Source organism: Alteromonas sp. AWJ4_199 (assembly GCF_056159165.1).
Genome location: NZ_JBSWUR010000001.1, coordinates 1,165,161 through 1,183,161, shown reverse-complemented (window position 1 = coordinate 1,183,161; position 18,001 = coordinate 1,165,161). Strand labels below are relative to the sequence as shown.

Annotated in this window: 15 protein-coding genes; 10 read left to right on the top strand and 5 right to left on the bottom strand. The window is 43.9% G+C overall.

Annotated features, from left to right (window positions below):
- Positions 1-82: 82 nt before the first annotated feature.
- From lpdA to ACXAER_RS05150, 3 genes are all read left to right on the top strand, one after another.
- Positions 83-1,504 (top strand): dihydrolipoyl dehydrogenase, encoded by a 1,422-nt coding sequence (lpdA, locus tag ACXAER_RS05160; protein WP_014950394.1) that lies wholly within the window; start codon positions 83-85, stop codon positions 1,502-1,504.
- Positions 1,505-1,627: 123 nt separating this feature from the next.
- Entirely contained in the window at positions 1,628-2,068 is a 441-nt protein-coding gene (locus ACXAER_RS05155) for a hypothetical protein (protein WP_474827244.1), read from the top strand.
- Between the two features lie 156 nt (positions 2,069-2,224).
- Positions 2,225-3,211 (top strand): hypothetical protein, encoded by a 987-nt coding sequence (locus tag ACXAER_RS05150; RefSeq protein WP_474827242.1) that lies wholly within the window; start codon positions 2,225-2,227, stop codon positions 3,209-3,211.
- Positions 3,212-3,311: 100 nt separating this feature from the next.
- Here ACXAER_RS05150 and ACXAER_RS05145 read toward each other — a convergent pair whose 3' ends face one another.
- Complete coding sequence (locus tag ACXAER_RS05145; protein WP_474827240.1) at positions 3,312-4,382, bottom strand: LysR family transcriptional regulator; 1,071 nt, start codon at positions 4,380-4,382, stop codon at positions 3,312-3,314.
- 151 nt (positions 4,383-4,533) lie between these two features.
- Here ACXAER_RS05145 and ACXAER_RS05140 point away from each other — a divergent pair, with 151 nt between their 5' ends.
- The 7 genes from ACXAER_RS05140 (at position 4,534) to ACXAER_RS05110 (ending at position 13,015) form a co-directional block, all read left to right on the top strand.
- On the top strand, positions 4,534-5,811 hold the full coding sequence (locus ACXAER_RS05140) for an efflux RND transporter periplasmic adaptor subunit (RefSeq protein WP_474827238.1): 1,278 nt from the start codon (positions 4,534-4,536) through the stop codon (positions 5,809-5,811).
- Positions 5,811-8,933, top strand: coding sequence for an efflux RND transporter permease subunit (locus tag ACXAER_RS05135; RefSeq protein ID WP_474827236.1), 3,123 nt, complete (start codon positions 5,811-5,813; stop codon positions 8,931-8,933). The genes ACXAER_RS05140 and ACXAER_RS05135 overlap by 1 nt, the downstream gene beginning before the upstream one ends.
- A 163-nt stretch (positions 8,934-9,096) precedes the next feature.
- On the top strand, positions 9,097-9,807 hold the full coding sequence (locus ACXAER_RS05130; RefSeq protein ID WP_474827234.1) for an SIMPL domain-containing protein: 711 nt from the start codon (positions 9,097-9,099) through the stop codon (positions 9,805-9,807).
- A gap of 176 nt (positions 9,808-9,983) precedes the next feature.
- Positions 9,984-10,274 (top strand): DUF1289 domain-containing protein, encoded by a 291-nt coding sequence (locus ACXAER_RS05125; RefSeq protein ID WP_474827233.1) that lies wholly within the window; start codon positions 9,984-9,986, stop codon positions 10,272-10,274.
- Between the two features lie 20 nt (positions 10,275-10,294).
- Complete coding sequence (locus ACXAER_RS05120) at positions 10,295-11,119, top strand: HDOD domain-containing protein (protein WP_474827231.1); 825 nt, start codon at positions 10,295-10,297, stop codon at positions 11,117-11,119.
- A 132-nt stretch (positions 11,120-11,251) separates the two neighbouring features.
- Entirely contained in the window at positions 11,252-12,055 is an 804-nt protein-coding gene (locus ACXAER_RS05115; protein ID WP_474827229.1) for a DUF481 domain-containing protein, read from the top strand.
- 213 nt (positions 12,056-12,268) lie between these two features.
- Positions 12,269-13,015 (top strand): DUF481 domain-containing protein, encoded by a 747-nt coding sequence (locus ACXAER_RS05110; protein ID WP_474827227.1) that lies wholly within the window; start codon positions 12,269-12,271, stop codon positions 13,013-13,015.
- A gap of 221 nt (positions 13,016-13,236) precedes the next feature.
- Here ACXAER_RS05110 and serA read toward each other — a convergent pair whose 3' ends face one another.
- The 4 genes from serA to ACXAER_RS05090 form a co-directional block, all read right to left on the bottom strand.
- A complete protein-coding gene (gene serA / locus ACXAER_RS05105; RefSeq protein WP_474827225.1) occupies positions 13,237-14,466 on the bottom strand; it encodes a phosphoglycerate dehydrogenase in 1,230 nt (409 codons plus the stop codon).
- A 459-nt stretch (positions 14,467-14,925) separates the two neighbouring features.
- A complete protein-coding gene (rpiA, locus tag ACXAER_RS05100; protein WP_474827223.1) occupies positions 14,926-15,582 on the bottom strand; it encodes a ribose-5-phosphate isomerase RpiA in 657 nt (218 codons plus the stop codon).
- Between the two features lie 90 nt (positions 15,583-15,672).
- On the bottom strand, positions 15,673-16,320 hold the full coding sequence (locus ACXAER_RS05095; protein WP_474827221.1) for a 5-formyltetrahydrofolate cyclo-ligase: 648 nt from the start codon (positions 16,318-16,320) through the stop codon (positions 15,673-15,675).
- A gap of 33 nt (positions 16,321-16,353) precedes the next feature.
- On the bottom strand, positions 16,354-17,982 hold the full coding sequence (locus tag ACXAER_RS05090; RefSeq protein ID WP_474827219.1) for an ATP-binding protein: 1,629 nt from the start codon (positions 17,980-17,982) through the stop codon (positions 16,354-16,356).
- Positions 17,983-18,001 lie beyond the last annotated feature (19 nt).

The window sequence follows — 18,001 nt, the reverse complement described above, 5'->3', positions numbered from 1 at the left end:
TAAGCCCATTTGGTGGCATTTAGGTTATGCTATTACACAAAAGTAATAGCATGACCCTACAAGAACAGGATTGAGGTTCACAATGAGCGAAATTAAAACGCAATTGGTGGTACTGGGCGGCGGCCCTGGCGGTTATTCAGCAGCATTCCGTGCGGCTGACTTAGGTATTGAAACAGTTATCGTAGACTCACGCGACACGCTTGGTGGTGTTTGTCTTAACGTTGGTTGTATCCCTTCAAAAGCCCTTCTTCACGTTGCTAAAGTGATGAAAGAAGCGAAGCACCTTGCTAGCCACGGTGTATCGTTTGGCGAGCCTACCATCGATTTAGATAAAATCCGCGAATACAAAGACGGCGTTGTTAAGCAATTAACAAATGGCCTTAGCGGCATGTCTAAAATGCGTAAAACCAAGCATGTACAAGGCTTTGGTAAATTTACAGGCGCAAACACCCTAGAAGTAAAAAATGGTGACGACGTTACTACTATTACTTTTGAAAAAGCGATTATTGCTGCGGGTTCTGAGCCAGTAAGCCTACCGTTCATCCCAGAAGATGACCGCGTAATTGACTCAACTGGCGCACTGGAAATGAAAGACATTCCAGAGAAAATGCTAGTACTAGGCGGTGGTATCATTGGTCTAGAAATGGGTACTGTGTACGAAGCACTTGGTTCGAACATCGATGTAGTTGAATTCTTAGATCAGCTAATTCCAGCAGCTGACAAAGACATCATGAAAGTATTCATGAAAGACTACAAAGACAAGTTTAACATTATGCTTGAAACCAAAGTGACTGCGGTTGAAGCTAAAGACGATGGCTTGTACGTAACGTTTGAAGGCAAGAACGCACCTGCTGAGCCAGTACGCTACGACAAAGTACTTGTCGCTGTTGGTCGTAAGCCAAACGGTAAGCTAGTTGGCGCAGATGCGGCTGGCGTAAACGTTGACGAGCGTGGCTTCATCAACGTTGATAAGCAAATGCGTACTAACGTTGACCACATCTTCGCAATCGGTGACCTTGTAGGTCAGCCAATGCTTGCGCACAAAGCGGTTCACGAAGGTCACGTTGCAGCAGAAGTTATTGCTGGACAGAAGCATTACTTCGACCCACGTGCTATTCCTTCAGTAGCGTACACTGAGCCAGAAGTTGCTTGGGTTGGTCTAACTGAAAAAGAAGCGAAAGAGCAGGGCGTAAGCTATGAAACAGCCACCTTCCCATGGGCTGCTTCAGGCCGTGCAATTGCATCTGATGCCACTAACGGTATGACTAAGATGATTTTCGAAAAAGAAACGGGCCGCGTAATCGGTGGTGCTATGGTAGGTACCAACGCGGGCGAAATGCTTGGCGAAATCGGCCTAGCTATTGAGATGGGTGCTGATGCTGAAGACGTAGCATTGACTATCCATGCTCACCCAACGCTTAACGAGTCTATTGGTCTTGCGTCTGAAATCTTCGAAGGAAGTATAACTGACCTGCCAAACCCGAAAGCGAAGAAAAAGAAGTAAGCTAGCTTCTTTTTAAGTCACTTTAAAAACCCGCTTTTTAAGCGGGTTTTTTGTACTACACTTTTACTTCAAAGCTCAATTCGAAAATATAAGTTAGGCGCAGGAATTTCGAAGTGGTGGTAGATGTCAGTAAAGATTAAAGATCCAATCAAAGTACAATCGAAGTTTGGTGAATACAGCGTTGAACTTAAGGGAAACATAATTCGCCTAGACGGAAAGGGAGTAGTAACAAAAGCGCTTTTTCAACACTATCACGAAGATGTCAAAAAACTCGCTTTACCTCTAGGTGGACAGCCTTGGGGATTTTTGATTTTCGTACAAGGTGTCGGTATTTTAACGCCAGATGCTGAAAAAGCTTTAATTGAATCTGTGCGCCTTAGAAAACAATATGGCTTGCAAGCTTGTGCTTTTGTTACTAGCAATGCTGACATACCCGCTTTGGTTAAAAGTCAGTTTGAACGCATATATGCAGCCGCGAACTTAGCATGCTATTTCAGTGATTCTGAAGATGATGCTCTCGCATGGTTAGATGCGCTTGGTTGCTCGCTAGATACAGATGAGTAGGTGTCCAAATTTCTTACACTTGCCAGTGTTTTTTTATTTCCTCTCTGGTTTTTTGTTTTAGTATCAATGGATTGGGGGAGTGGCGCTTTTTTTGCTAACAAAAAATCTTAAAGTATTTAACAAGGCAGTAAATTTAAGACAGTGAGGACGTAAATTATGAAAAATATTTTGTTAGCAAGCAGTTTAGGGGTAGCTTTAGCCGTTACCGGCACCGCATCGGCGAACATAATCATGACGGGAGATTATGTTCTTACTCAAGTAAGTAATGATGGTACCCTAGGTAATCGCGGCTTCAACCCTGGGCTTGTTTATGATAGTACAGGGCTAGGTAATTTTGATTCGAATTTTGACTACTTAGCGCCAGGCACTCCCCACGAAGCTTTTGGTATTCGCTACAATACTGTAGCCGGCTCTTCTGGGTTACTAGGTAATAGCAACTCAGCTTCTGGTGATGTTACAAGTGGTGATGATTTTTCTCTCGTCTCGCTTACGGACATGACTCCCGGCTCTTCTTTTGATAATCACGTTCGTTGGAGTGGTACTAATAGCGTAATCAATATCGTACACGACTTTTTCTTTAACGATGATGAAGAACGAGTGAATATCAAAACTACGATTGAAGCGCTTGTTGATATTACCGACCTGTTGTTCGCTCGTGCAATCGACCCGGATCCTGATTCAAGGGCGCATGGAACGTCAGCGACTAACAATCAACGTGGCATCGACAATAACAACGATGGTGATGCGCTTGATTCTGGTGATGTGGCCGTAGAGAACTTTGTTGGTTCTTTAGGTTCTGTTAGTGGCACCCCTCTGGGCTTGTTTGCAAACACCTCGTTTACACAAAATACAGGTATCGTAGGCGCATGTTGTAGTGTTTTTGATCCCCTTACCTACCTTGCTGGTGGAAACTTGGGCGATAGTTCAACCGGTGATGATGGAATCGGAATCGCTTTCAATTTGGGTGATTTGTTGGCTGGTGAAAGTGTGTCTGTTGACTATGCTTATGTAATGGCGGGTTCTTTGGCTACTATAGACTTACCGGATGATGATGATTCGACAACTGTTCCTACACCGTCTTCAATAGGTTTATTTGGACTTTGTTTGTTAGCACTAACACGTCGTTTCAAACTGAAAAAATAAAGTTAGACATTACAATACAAACGCTATCTATCGATAGCGTTTGTATTATTTCTTACCAATCAATGTAGAGATAGAACTTCTGGTAATACAGCTCTTTCAATTATGCTGTTTCTTTTCCTGCTATGATTTTTGCTTCTTCATCGTTGCTCGGTGTTTTTAAGTGCGCAGGCGTGAACTCTTCACAATCCATATTACGCTGGTCCATAAAGCGTTTAACCGTATCGGCACAATATGCTTTGCGGCAGCACTGAGACAGCAGCATCTCGTGGCGCTGAACACGCTCACGAACAAATTTAACAACTAAGCTCCTAAGCCACTGCAAGCCAGCGTCTTGGTCTTGGCGTTTATGCCACATTATAGACAAAGGTGAGCTAATAATTTCCACAGGCGTTTCAAATACCGCTAACTCACCCGAGAAAATTTCCTTTTCCATGACCAATGAAGGCGCAACACAAATAAGGTTACTCTCTTTTAATAGCGGGGTAGCGTTGTAAAATTGGTTTACTGACATGGCAACGCGGCGCTTGAGGCCCAAATTAGCGAGCGCCTGATCTGTTGGGCCTGTCACATCGCCTGTCACTGACACTAGCAAGTGATCTGCTGCTACGAAGTCTTCCAACGATAATTGTGATTTTGCCAATGGATGATCGGGACGCATTACCACCACCCAGCTAGGGTCAAGCACATGTTCAGAGCGAATTACAGAGCCAGGCTCTTGGTGTTTAGAGAAGGTCAGTTCAGCTTCAGCATCTTTAAGTATTTTATCCGTTTCCATATCGTAATTAGGAATAGCATGGATATTAATACCAGGAGCCTCATTCTCAATGACTTTGCGAAGCGGCCCCCATACCATAGATACAATGCTGTCTGTGGCTGCAATACGAAAAGTCCGCTTTGCCGTTGCGGGGTTAAAGTCAGTCGGGTTTACGGCAACTTCAAGTTCGCCTAACGGGCCTTGAATCTGACTCCACAAGTTTTTAGCAAAAGAGGTAGGCTGAATACCACGGCCGTCTTTCACGAATAGCTCGTCGTTCCAGGCAGTGCGCATGCGAGACAATGCATTAGAGACCGCAGGTTGCGTCATTGATAACCTGTCAGCTGCTCGGGTAATGGCACCCTCAGTCATGATGGCATCAAAAATCATTAATAAATTTAAATCATGTGGACGCATCGTTCTCTCCGCTTTTTTCTTAATAAGCTCAAATTTAAATATATAACATAATGTGATGTGTTTCATATAAAAAGATAATTATTTTTATTGTTTGAGGGTGTGCATAATGCGCGGCATCAAACTTTAGTCTAACTTTTTAGAGAATCTTGCGATGAAAACTTTTACCCGTTTATTGGCAATAGTCAGCCTAACTGCGCTAGTCGCTGCATGCGGAGGTGACGAGCAGGATCCAAGTCAATCAATGAGCGCTGGTTCAAATGCCGGTGTTCCAGTTGATGTGGCTACCGTGGTGACTCAGCGTTTAACCGAGTGGGATAATTTCACAGGGCGTTTAGAATCGCCGCACATCGTTGCACTTCGACCTCGCGTGTCGGGCTATATCGATTTTGTCGCGTTTGATGAAGGTGAATACGTTGAACAAGGGCAAACCTTATTCTTAATCGATAACCGTGCATTTAAAGCTGAAGTGAACCGCTTAACTGCTCAACTTGAAGAAGCCAAAAGTCGCGTTCAGTTGGCGGAGCAAAACTACAGCCGCGCATTCAAACTGCGCAAAACACAAGCGGTATCTGAAGAAGTGCTTGACGCTCGCCTAGCAGAAAAAAATCAAGCACTAGCAAGCTTAAACCAAACACAAGCCGCACTTGAAGTAGCTCGCTTAAATCGCGGTTTCGCCCGTGTTGAAGCGCCAATCTCTGGACGTGTATCCCGTGCCAATATTACAGAGGGTAACTTTGTGACTGCAGGGCAAACAGAACTAACCCGTATTGTCTCCACTGACCGTTTATATGCTTATTTCGATATAGATGAGCAGACTTACCTGAATTACGTTAATAGCGATAAAAGCGCCTCGAGGGCGGTAAGCGACCAGCCAGTAGCGATGCGCCTTGCTAACGAGTCTGACTACAACCACTGGGGGCAAATCGATTTTATCGACAACCAAGTTAACGGTAGCACTGGCACGCTTCGCGTTCGAGCTGTGTTTAATAACGAAGAAGGGCGTTTAATTCCTGGCTTATTTGCACATTTAAAATTAGCAGGTGACACCGAAGAACAGGGCATTCTTATTAAAGAAAAAGCTATTGGCACAGATCTGAATAATAAGTTTGTACTGGTTGTAAACGACGAAAGTAAAGTGGAATATCGCGCAGTGAAGCTGGGTGACAAAGTGGGCAGCATGCGCATTATTACAAGTGGCCTAAACGCTAACGACACTATTGTGGTTGATGGCCTACAGCGTGTGCGCCCTGGTGCACAAGTTGCCGCAAATAAAGTCCCCATGGGTGATGAAGATGCACTTGCAAACCTATCTGATTGGCAATCAAAGGTCGATAACGCTACTCAAATAACCCAAAGCATGGCGCAGGTTGAAGATGTTTTATCTGGTGGTTCATTTACCTCAGGTACAGCAACAGCAGGTCTTAAGTAATGAATATCTCGCAGTTTTTCATTAGCCGCCCGATTTTTGCGGGCGTGCTTTCCCTACTTATTTTTATCGGTGGTGCCATCGCTGTTTGGCAACTGCCTATCACTGAATACCCTGAAGTAGTGCCGCCTACCGTGGTGGTAACTGCGAATTATCCTGGTGCAAACCCTGAAGTTATTGCTGAAACAGTCGCCACGCCGTTAGAACAAGAAATTAACGGTGTTGAAGATATGCTGTATATGTCTTCTCAAGCTACCAGTGATGGGCGTATGACGCTAACTGTTACCTTCGCGATTGGTACAGACCCAGACGAAGCTACAACGCTGGTACAAAACCGTGTTAATCGCGCTACGCCACGTTTACCTCAAGAAGTGCAGCGCCTAGGTGTGGTTACCGAAAAGTCCTCGCCAGATTTAACCATGGTGGTGCATTTAACGTCGCCTGATAAACGTTATGACATGCTGTATCTTTCAAACTATGCCGATCAGTTTGTTAAAGACGAATTAGCTCGCATAAATGGAGTGGGGCAGGTACGCCTGTTCGGTGCAGGCGAGTTCAGCATGCGAGTATGGCTAGACCCTAACAAGCTTGCATCGCTTCAATTAAACCCTGGTGATGTAGCAGCGGCTATTGCCGATCAGAACCAGCAGGCTGCGGCAGGTAGCCTTGGTGCGCAGCCAACAGGCAGCAGTGAATTTCAGCTACTTATTAATGTTCGTGGTCGTCTAAAAGACGAAGCCGAATTTGAAAATATCATCGTTAAGTCTGGCGAAAATGGCGAGATTACCCGACTTAAAGACGTGGCTCGCGTTGAGCTAGGGGCGAACAATTATGCGTTACGTTCGCTATTAAATAATAACCCAGCTGCGGCAATTCCAATATTCCAAGCCCCAGGCTCAAACGCTATTCAAATATCGGATGATGTAAGAGCGCGCATGGCAGAGCTTTCAAAGATGTTTCCCGATGGCTTAGAGTACGACATTGTTTACGATCCTACCGTGTTTGTAAGAGGCTCGATTGAAGCCGTGGTAAACACGCTTTTAGAAGCGGTATTACTTGTTGTTCTAGTGGTTGTGCTATTTCTTCAAACTTGGCGAGCATCCATTATTCCACTAGTGGCAGTACCTATTTCACTGGTAGGAACATTCGCCTTTATGCAGTTAATGGGTTTTTCTCTTAATGCGCTGTCTTTATTTGGCTTAGTGTTAGCTATTGGTATTGTTGTAGACGATGCCATCGTTGTAGTGGAAAACGTAGAGCGAAATATTGCTGAAGGTAAATCGCCATTTGACGCTACTGTCCAAGCAATGAAAGAAGTGACGGGGCCGATTATTGCTACCACGCTGGTTTTGGCTGCCGTATTTATACCAACGGCTTTCATGAGCGGCTTAACCGGGCAATTCTATAAACAGTTTGCACTTACTATCACTATTTCAACGGTAATATCTGCAATTAACTCGTTAACATTAAGCCCTGCTTTATCTGCTCTACTATTGAAGCCTCACGGTAAAGCAAATGATTGGCTTACTCGCGGTATGGATAAGGTGTTTGGTCGCTTTGTATTTGCGCCATTTAACCGGGTATTTGATCGTGGTTCGAAACAATACACAGGTGCGGTTGGCGGCTTAATTCGCAAAAGCGGCATTGTACTGGTGTTATATGCAGGCCTTATTGCGCTTACTTATAACCAGTTTGCCACTACACCTACGGGTTATGTTCCAGGTCAAGATAAGCAGTATTTGGTGGCTTTTGCGCAACTTCCTAATGCAGCGAGTTTAGACAGAACGGAAGAGGTGATCCGTGAAATGTCTCGCATTGCGATGGAACACCCAGGCGTGTCAGATGCCGTAGCGTTTCCTGGCTTAAATATTAACGGTTTTACTAATAGTCCAAGTTCTGGAATTTTATTTACGCCGCTTAAGCCTTTTAGTGAAAGACAGTCACCAGAGTTATCTGCTGGCGCTATTGCTGCAAAACTCAATCAGCAGTTTGGTTCGATCAAAGGGGCTTATGTCGCTATTTTCCCGCCGCCTCCGGTGATGGGGCTAGGCACTATTGGTGGCTTCCGCTTGCAAGTGGAAGATAGAGGGAATTTAGGTTTTGAAGAGCTAGAGCGTGTAACCCAAGAAGTGATTGGTAAAGCCTGGGCGCACCCAGCGCTAACAGGTTCATTTACAAGCTTCACCGTAGCCGTGCCACAACTTGATGTAGACGTAGATCGTGAAAAAGCAGTAAGCCAAGGGGTAAACATCGATACGTTATTTACCACGATGCAAGCTTACTTGGGTTCCCTTTATGTAAATGACTTCAACTTGTTTGGCAGAACATACCAAGTGAACGTGCAGGCTGATGCTCAATATCGTCAAGAGATAGGGGACATAACCCAGTTCAAAATCAGAAATAGCCAAGGTGAAATGATACCGTTAGGTTCATTCCTAGACGTTCAACATAGCGCCGGTCCAGACCGAGTGATGCACTACAATGGCTACGTTACCGCCGAAATTAACGGTGCTCCTGCGCCTGGCTATTCGTCAGACCAAGCGAAAGCGGCTATCGAAGAGATATTGGCTGAAACCTTGCCACTTGGCATGACCTACGAGTGGACAGAGTTGACCTACCAGCAAATATTAGCCGGTAATGCATCAGCGTTTGTATTTCCACTGGTTGTGCTTCTTGTGTTCTTAGTACTAGCTGCACAGTATGAAAGCCTTCGTTTACCACTGGCAATTATACTGATAGTTCCTATGACCTTATTGAGCGCCCTTATTGGTGTTCAGATTTACGGTGGTGACAACAATATCTTCACCCAAATTGGTCTAATTGTATTGGTCGGCCTTGCTACAAAGAACGCCATCCTTATTGTCGAGTTTGCTAAAGAGCTGCAGGACAGCGGCATGGATGCGCTTGCGGCAATTAAAGAGGCAAGCCGCTTACGTTTACGTCCGATTTTGATGACATCAATTGCCTTTATCATGGGGGTATTACCTATGGTTATCTCTACTGGCGCGGGTGCAGAAATGCGTCAAGCCATGGGCGTGGCCGTATTCTCTGGAATGATAGGCGTCACTTTCTTCGGCTTAATTCTTACTCCCGTATTTTACTATTTGCTAAAACGTAAAGGTTAACTCTCCCGTCTACCCAAGCGTTGCCCTCTTAAGGGGCTCTTTAGGCCACTCATTTGAGTGGCCTTTTTTTTGCCACCTTTGGTCAGCATTTGTGTCGTTTTGTGAAACCGAAAAGCTTATATTCGCTTGTATCCTGTTGAAAACAGACAGAATGGAGATTCGAATGAAATTAGGTGCGGCGATAGTAATGGCAATGGGCATGGTGGTTGCTGTGTCTTTGCTTGGTGTTCAGGTGTCTTCTGCCATGAACGATATGCAAACGTGGGATAGAGTAGTAACCGTAAAAGGATTGTCAGAGCGAGAATACATTGCTGATCAGGTTATTTGGCCTATTCAATTTGTCGACGCGGGCAATGACTTACCTCAACTGTATGAACATATCGAAAAGAATAGCCTTCAGGTGGCTAACTTTTTAGAAGAGAAGGGTATTTCAGCAGAAAGCATTACTATTGGAAAGCCTGAAATAAATGACAAATTGGCGCAACAATATGGAAGTAGTGAAAAAGCGCCATTTCGCTACAGTGCCATTCAAACCGTTACTGTCTTTTCAAATGATGTTGAAAAGGTGCGAGCGCTTATGCAGCAAATTGGGGAGTTAATTAAAACTGGTATTGTATTATCAGATCAAAGCTATCGCGCTCAGCCCGACTATGTATTTACCCGCTTAAACGAAGTAAAGCCGGAAATGATAGAAGAAGCGACGCTCAATGCGAGAGAGGTTGCGGAAAAATTTGCCAAAGATTCAAAAAGTACGTTGGGCAAAATTAAGCGCGCTAACCAAGGGCAGTTCAGTATTTCTAGTCGCGACGGTCATCATCCACACATAAAGAAAGTGCGCGTGGTTTCTACCATCGAATATACTCTTGTAGATTGATATTCATGCTATGCTAAGACCGCCATGTAGACACGGCAAATTCACGCATTTGTGCACTTTATGTATTATATTACTGCTAATGTCTAGTGGCTAGATTTGCGGGTATACGTTTTAATTTAAAGAAGTGCTGAGTACTTCAGCGCTTAACGCTTAATGATTAAGGTGGCAAGCCTGGAATGAAGGACCCTAAAGCGCAGTCCCAACAGCTTGAGTTTTTCGAGATTCCAAGCCCATGTATTGGTGTCTGCGAGTCGGGTCCAAGAGGGTTTTGTAAAGGCTGTTACAGAAGTCGAGATGAACGCCTCTATTGGCTTAAAGTTGATGATGCGACAAAACGAAAAATAATCAGTGCGTGTGTAAGACGTGAAAAAGCAGTAATGGCGAAGTTACGCAAAGCGCAAGAGCTTAAAAGTGAAGAGTCAACCGAACAGTTTTCTCTTTTCAATGAGCCGCCTGAAAGAAGTTAAAAAAGTTAGAGAATTTTTTGATGCCGTTAGATAAGTATGTTTCATATGCTGCGAAATCGTTTACGTTACCCGATATATGCGTTCGCTTGCGTTCAACGCTAGATGATCCTCGTTCTAGTATCGAAGAGATTGCTGTATTAGTTAGTGCCGACCCCTCTCTAACTGCTAAGGTGTTACGCCTGGCCAATAGTTCGCTTTTTCGTTTCCCCTCTCAAATTGAATCTGTAACAAAAGCCATAAATGTGATTGGTGGCGAGGCCCTTTATAATTTGGTTATTGCTGAAACTGCAACCACTGCCTTTAAGCACTTCGATACACTGCTAATTGATTTAGACAAGCATTGGCATGCTTCTGTTTATTGCGGGATGGTGGCGAAGAGTCTAGCCATGCGGCTGAATGTACGTGGCGCCGAACGCTTTTTCGTGATGGGTATTTTGCAAAACCTGAGCGAACTCATAGTTGCGAAGAAAGAGCCTAAGCTTTATGACGATTACCGCAATGCGAAAAAGAGCGACTTGCCACATATTGAACAACTGGCTCATTTCGGTTTTACGTTTGCGCATTGCAGCGGTATCATACTTGAAAAATGGCACTTACCTATTGGTCTTTTTTATCCCGTATCATTTATGAACGATGAAGCAAAATATACTTCTGATGTTGATATATGTGTTCTTGCAATTGCTAGTCGTATAACGCTTAGTCAACTTGATAAAGAAAATTATGCTGACATTGAACTTTTTACACCAGAAATAGCCAATACAGTAAGTCTCGACATGGAAGTGATAAGTAACTCAATTGAATATGCTGAACAAGAAACAGCAAAAATTGTGTCGCTTATTCACTGAGCTTTCAGTGCACTAATGCGGTAAGGTACTCTACATCGCAGAACATAGCAAAGCTCCGCCATAGGATTGGTATTTTAAGCGTCTCAATTAGACGTAATCTAATAACTATAAAGCTCGACGTAAAACCAGATTATGTTCAGAAAACTCTTCCGGCCACGTGTTGTTGTAGGTGCCATTTGTATTGGCGTGTGTTTATCTGCAAACGCGAGGGATCTCATTGAAACGCTTTATCATGCAGACTTCACTCCCGATGCCGATGATGAAATACCGCGTTTTACATTAGACGGAGAGCTCGGTGTTTTAATTAATACCGGCAACACATCTGCAGCCAGCGTGAAAGCGGCAGTGAATGCCGACCATGAAACTGAAAACTGGAGCAGCATTTATTTTGCTGAGCTGCTGTACAAAGAAAGCGGTACGCCTACCACGCAGCGCGACATAAGCGCACAGCGCTTTTTTACCAGCGCACAATTCGACTATAAACTGCTTACGCCTGGCCGCCGCCTTTTCATGTATGGCGATTACGAAGACGATAAATTTACAGGGTATGAGCACAGGGCTTCATTAGCCGCGGGTTGGTCACAACGCGTTTGGCGAAACGAAGACAGTGAGTTTCGTTATAGTGTAGGGCCAGGTTACACCTTTATCGAAGCAGAAGAAGACAGCGATAATCTTGTTAACGACGGGGTAATAGTACGCGCATCAGCCGAGTACAAATATCACTGGAGCTCGGGTGCCAAACTGCGTCAATTTCTGAGCACAGAAGCTGGTGAAGAAAATACCAAGTCCCGTTCTGAAACCTCGCTTTCAGCTAATGTATTTGGCTCTTTAGCGATGAAGCTATCTTTTATATTGAACCATGAAACCGACACGCCTGAAGACGTTGCGGCGTTAAGTACTGAAACGTCAGTAGCCTTAGTCTATCAATTCTTTTAGTCAATTAGTGTAAATTAACGGTCTAAATAGGGCTTTTTAACGTGTTCGCATTGACTGAGAGGCTTGAAAATGTACACTGCGCACCATTGTTTGTAGTGTCGTCTTCCTTGCGGCATTACTGAAAAGACTTCTTTTAAAACTCGTGTTGTACCGCCTTGTAGTTCAAAAGGTGTCGTGTACAACGAATGGACCGTTAATCAATAGGATTGTTCAATGAAAAAGCAAGCGCTTGCATCTCTAGTTGCAATTTCCCTTTCTCCTGCTGTATTCGCTCAAGACGATGAAGTTAAGCCTTTTACAATGGAAGGTGAACTAGGTTTCATCTCTACGTCAGGTAACACTGAAACAACATCTATCAGCGCAGGTATTCAAGCGCATCAAGAGCTCGAGAAGTGGAGTAACGACTACATTCTTAAAGGTCTTTACAAGAAAGAGACGGTAGAAGGCGATGACGGGGAAGATGTTGAATTTACTTCTGCACAAAAGTTCTTCGGTTCAGCGCAGGGTAACTACAAACTTGCCAACCCAGATAACCGTTTATTCGGTTTCGCATCTTATGAAGACGACAGATTCAGTAACTTTAACTACCAGGCTACTGTAGCTGCGGGTTGGAACCAAAAGGTTCTTCAAAACAAGCGCCATACCTTAGAATATTCAATCGGTCCGGGTTATTCTTTCATTGAAACTCAAGACGGTGAAAACCTTGATAGCATGATTGTTCGTGCATCATCAGCATATTCTTGGAAGATTTCTGATACTGCTAAATTTACTCAAACAGTGAGTACAGAAGTGGGTTCTGACAACACTAAGTCACGTGCTGAGTCAGCCCTAACTGCTACCATTAGCGGTAACCTTTCTATGCGTCTTTCATTTAAGTTAGATCACAACACCAACGTTGATGACGATGTAGAGAAGCTTGATACTGAAACTGCTGTAAGCCTAGTTTACAACTTCTTCTAAACTTTACTGAAGCGCCTTGACTGCTCGGTTGTGCGGTGAGGCGGTTTAATGTTTTACCTAGGTAATTCCTTTATACACTGATGCCATAGTGTTGTTGGAATAGGCGCTAGAACCAGTGCATTGCTGAGTAAAACAAAAGTACAGATACAAAAAACGCTGCAATGTTGCAGCGTTTTTTTATTCCATGTTCTTCAAAAAAGCCTAATGAAGAAAAGCGCTTTTTAGTGAAGAATGCGAGTCTTGATCGTACCATCAATTTGTTGAAGCTCTGCCAATGCCTCATAGCCACGGTCTTCTTTAACATCCACAACCACGTAACCAATTTCCGCGTTAGTCTGTAGATACTGGGCTTCAATGTTAATGCCTTTTTCTGCAAACGCTTGGTTAATTTGGGTAAGAATACCCGGTTGGTTTTTATGTACGTGAAGAAGTCGTGAACGACCGGTGTGCTCGGGCAGCGATACTTCAGGGAAGTTAACCGCTGACAACGTAGAGCCGTTGTCGCTGTATTTCGCTAGCTTTCCAGCCACCTCAATTCCGATGTTTTCCTGCGCTTCTTGTGTGCTTCCGCCTACGTGTGGCGTAAGAATAACATTGTCGAACGCGCGAAGCGGTGACTCAAACTCTTCAGTGTTAGACTTAGGCTCTACTGGGAACACATCGATGGCAGCGCCGTTAAGGTGGCCACTTTCCAGTGCCTTAGCCAGTGCGTCAATATCAACTACGGTACCGCGTGATGCGTTAATAAGAATGCTGCCTTTTTTCATTTGAGACAGTTCTTTCTCGCCAATCATATCTTGGGTTTGCGGCGTTTCGGGAACGTGTAGTGATACCACATCAGAGGTATTAAGTAGCTTTTCAAGCGACTTCACCTGAGCAGAATTACCTAACACTAACTTGTCTTCGATATCGAAAAATTGAACGCGCATGCCTAAATGTTCAGCAAGAATACTTAGCTGAGTACCAATGTGACCATAGCCAATTATACCTAAGGTTTTTCCGCGAGCTTCATAAGAGCCTACTGCGGTTTTCTCCCACTCACCGCGGTGCGCCTTAGCGTTTTTGCTAGGCACTTGGCGAAGCAAAAGAATAATTTGCCCAAGAACAAGTTCTGCAACAGAGCGTGTGTTAGAAAACGGGGCGTTAAATACCGGGATGCCACGACGTTGTGTGGCTTCAAGGTTAACCTGGTTGGTACCAATGCAGAAACAGCCGATGGCAACAAGTTTTTGTGCTGCATCAACTACTTTTTCAGTAATTTGAGTGCGTGAACGAATGCCAACAAAGTGGGCGTCTTTGATTTTCTCTATCAACTCATCTTCAGGAAGAGAGGTTTTGAGAAATTCAATGTTGCTATACCCATTGCTTTGTAGTGTTTCCAAAGCACTTTGGTGAACACCTTCCAACAACAAAATTCGGATTTTATCCTTCTCTAATGAAACTTTGCTCATGAACTCGCTATCTCTCGCTGATTTAATTTGGGTTGCTGGCAGTGCGAACCATAGACTCTTGTGATTTTCTCAGTAGTGAATAATCTAAATATGCACTACTTTCTTTGCAATAGAGCCTGGTCTGGCGTCTGCTGTCTAGCGTTTTTAATTACGCTATTTGCTTTAATAAAAAAGGTTTTCAACCTTAAGCAATATATACATCTAGCCGCAAAAACACCTATCACTTAAGACATCTAGACGTCTAAACGGAAATTAACAGAAAACACGCTAAGTTAAAAGCAGTATTTTGCGTAGCTTTTCACCAAAACGCTTTGATACCCACGGCTAAAATGCCTGTTCCGTTTATACTCATTGAATACGTTATTTAGAAGTAACACTTTTTGTAATGCAACACCAAGGCGCGTGCATACTGGTTGTTCTGTTATGCCATTGGCTGTACTTAGCATTTTTTAAGAGGTATCACTTAAAGGTTTCGACACCACTTTCTGTGGCACTTAGTACAATATCCGCTCCTCTTAGCGCAAAGATACCGTTAGTCACTACGCCCGGAATATTATTTATTTTTTGTTCCAGTTCGCGCGGATTAAGAATCTCAAGGTTGTGTACATCTAAAATAACGTTACCGTTATCTGTCACTACTCCCTGTCGGTATTCAGGATCGCCACCAAGTTTTACCAGTTCACGGGCTACAAAAGAGCGAGCCATAGGAATAACTTCTACAGGAAGTGGGAAGTCACCTAAAACAGGCACGCGCTTACTTTCATCTACAATACAAACGAACGTGGTAGCGGCACCGGCTACAATCTTCTCGCGGGTCAGAGCTGCGCCGCCGCCTTTAATCATATGCTTGTGTTCAGTAACCTCATCAGCCCCATCGATATAAACCGAAAGGTTGCTGACTTCGTTTAACTCGAACACTTCAATGCCTAGGGCTTTTAAACGCTCGGTAGATGCTTCTGAGCTTGATACTGCGCCTTCAATTTTGTGTTTAATGTTACCGAGTTCTTCAATAAAGAAATTTACGGTAGAACCAGTACCCACACCGACAATGCTATCTGCTTCAACATATTCGATGGCTGCTTTGGCTACGGCTTGCTTTTTTGCGTTCTGATCCATGGTGACTCTCCGAATTATCGTGTTCGCAAGTGTAACGTATAAGCGCACATGAACCCACAAATTCGTATGCTCAATTTGTTATAGCGACTATCACGATTTAGTAAATTGCAGAGTGCGCGTGGGTGTTACGATAGCATCGAGCGGCACATCCCACGGTGCAATAGGTAGGGCATCTACTTCTTGAATGTCGTGGGCAATGCCTACCAACTTTGGCGCACGTTTTTCTGAAGGCGAATGGAAACCAGTTTTGTGTTGAGTGAAGCTCAATGTGCGATCGTAATAACCACCACCCATACCCAAACGATTACCCTTGCTATCAAAGCCTACAAGGGGCATAAGAATAACGTCACACTGCGTAACAGGAATAACGTTTTCACAAGCCAGCACGGGTTCTTCAATGTTGTATTTGTTACAAATAAGCTGGGTGTTTGGGTTGTAACATAAGAAAAGTAAGTGCCCTCTGCATACAGGGTGTAGTACAGGAAGTGCGAATCTTTTTTTGCTTGAAGCTTGCCAAACACAATCGATGTAGTACTTTAAATTGACTTCGCCATCATTAACTAAATAACCCGCAATTGTTGTGCTGGTGTTGAGTAAAGGCAGGACATTAAGTTGTGATGCTATGCGTTTAGCAGCATCCTCATGTTGTTCATAGGATAGTTTACGACGTGCATTGCGAAGTTTTTTCCGCAACTGAGCACGAGCTTGCATGCTTTCCTGTGAAACGTATATTTGCATGATTGACGGCCTTACTCGCTTTAAACCAGAAAGTTAACGATCAGATTCACCTAAATATTGATTAAGTACACGAACCAATTCACTACTCTCAATGGGTTTGGTCAAGACATCATCAAGACCTTGCTCACGCAAATATTCTGGCTGGGTTATCACATCGGCCGTTAATGCAACAATAGGCAAATTTGGCTTGAAACCTTTTATTTTAGCTGTGGCTTCATCGCCTTGAATGCCAGGAAGGTTAAGATCCATAAGAACTAAATCCACAGGATTAGACTTGGCGTATTCAACACCTTCTTCGCCAGTGCTCACTACAGAAAGGGACACGCCAAGTTTTTCGAATAAGGTTTGAATAACCACTTGGTTTATATAATGGTCTTCGACCACTAAAACATTGGTGGATTTGCTAACGTTGACTTGGGCCACAAAACTGCGTGGTTCAGCCTCAACAAATTGGTTAGCATTTAAAGCATCAGCAGGTAAAGTCACGCTAATTCGCGTACCTTGGTTTAATTTACTGCTTACTTTGATAGTGCCATCCATAAGCTCGAGCAAGCGTCGAGATATGTTTAAGCCTAAACCCGTTCCATCAATTTGGTGCGCATTTCCCATACGCTCGAAAGGCGTGAAAAGACGCTTTTGGTCTTCATCGCTAATACCAATGCCTTGGTCAATGACATTAAATATTACCTGACCGTTTTTATATTTTACCTGCGCCTTCACAGATTTACCGCGACCAGTAAACTTAATTGCATTGGACAGCAAATTAAGCGCGACTTGTCCAAATTTGGTGTCGTCAAAAAGCAGCGTATCGGGCACGGCGTCATCAATATTTGTAGAAAATATGATACCGCTGTCTTCAGCACGGATCTTCGTTAATGAAAACAAGTGGGTGAAAAAATCTTTGGTGTTTACAGCGCGCGGCATTACGCGCATTTTTCCCGCTTCTATCTGCTTAATGTCTAAAACAGAGTTTACTATTTCTAAAAGCCTTTCACCGCTTTGGCTCACATGGGAAAGTGGTGTAGTAAATGACGAGGGTAAATTTAACTTTTGAGCTTCGCCTTCAAGCAGCTGGCTAAAGGTGTTTATCGCGTTAAGTGGCGTTCTGATTTCGTGACTTATGTAAGACAGAAAGTCTGATTTAAATTGACTGGTGCGCTCTAGTTCTCGGTTTTTACGTTTTAGCTCTAAATGCGCTACTACCGATTTGCTTAGGGTTTGAAGTGATGCTTTCTGCGCTTCTGTCAGTGTTTTGGGTTTACGGTCAATGGCGCAAAGTGTGCCGATTGCGTGACCTGAAGGTGTTATGAGTGGTGCACCGGCATAGAAGCGAATATCAGGGGCACCTGTTACCAAAGGGTTGTCATGAAATCGAGGGTCTATCGTAGCGTTAGATATTTCAAACACTTCTTCTTGCAAAATTGCATGAGAGCAAAAAGCAATTTCACGGGACGTCTCTTCAGCATCCAAACCCACTCGTGACTTAAACCACTGGCGGTCAGGGTCAATTAAGCTAATAAGTGCAATAGGGGTTTCGCAAATTTGCGAGGCCAGCGCTGTTAGGTCATCAAACAGCTGTTCAGCTTCGGTATCAAGTACGTCGTAACTGAGCAACTCGGCAAGACGCTCTTCCTCATCAACGGGGATTGGGGCTGATTGCATTGATTGAACCTAACGCTGA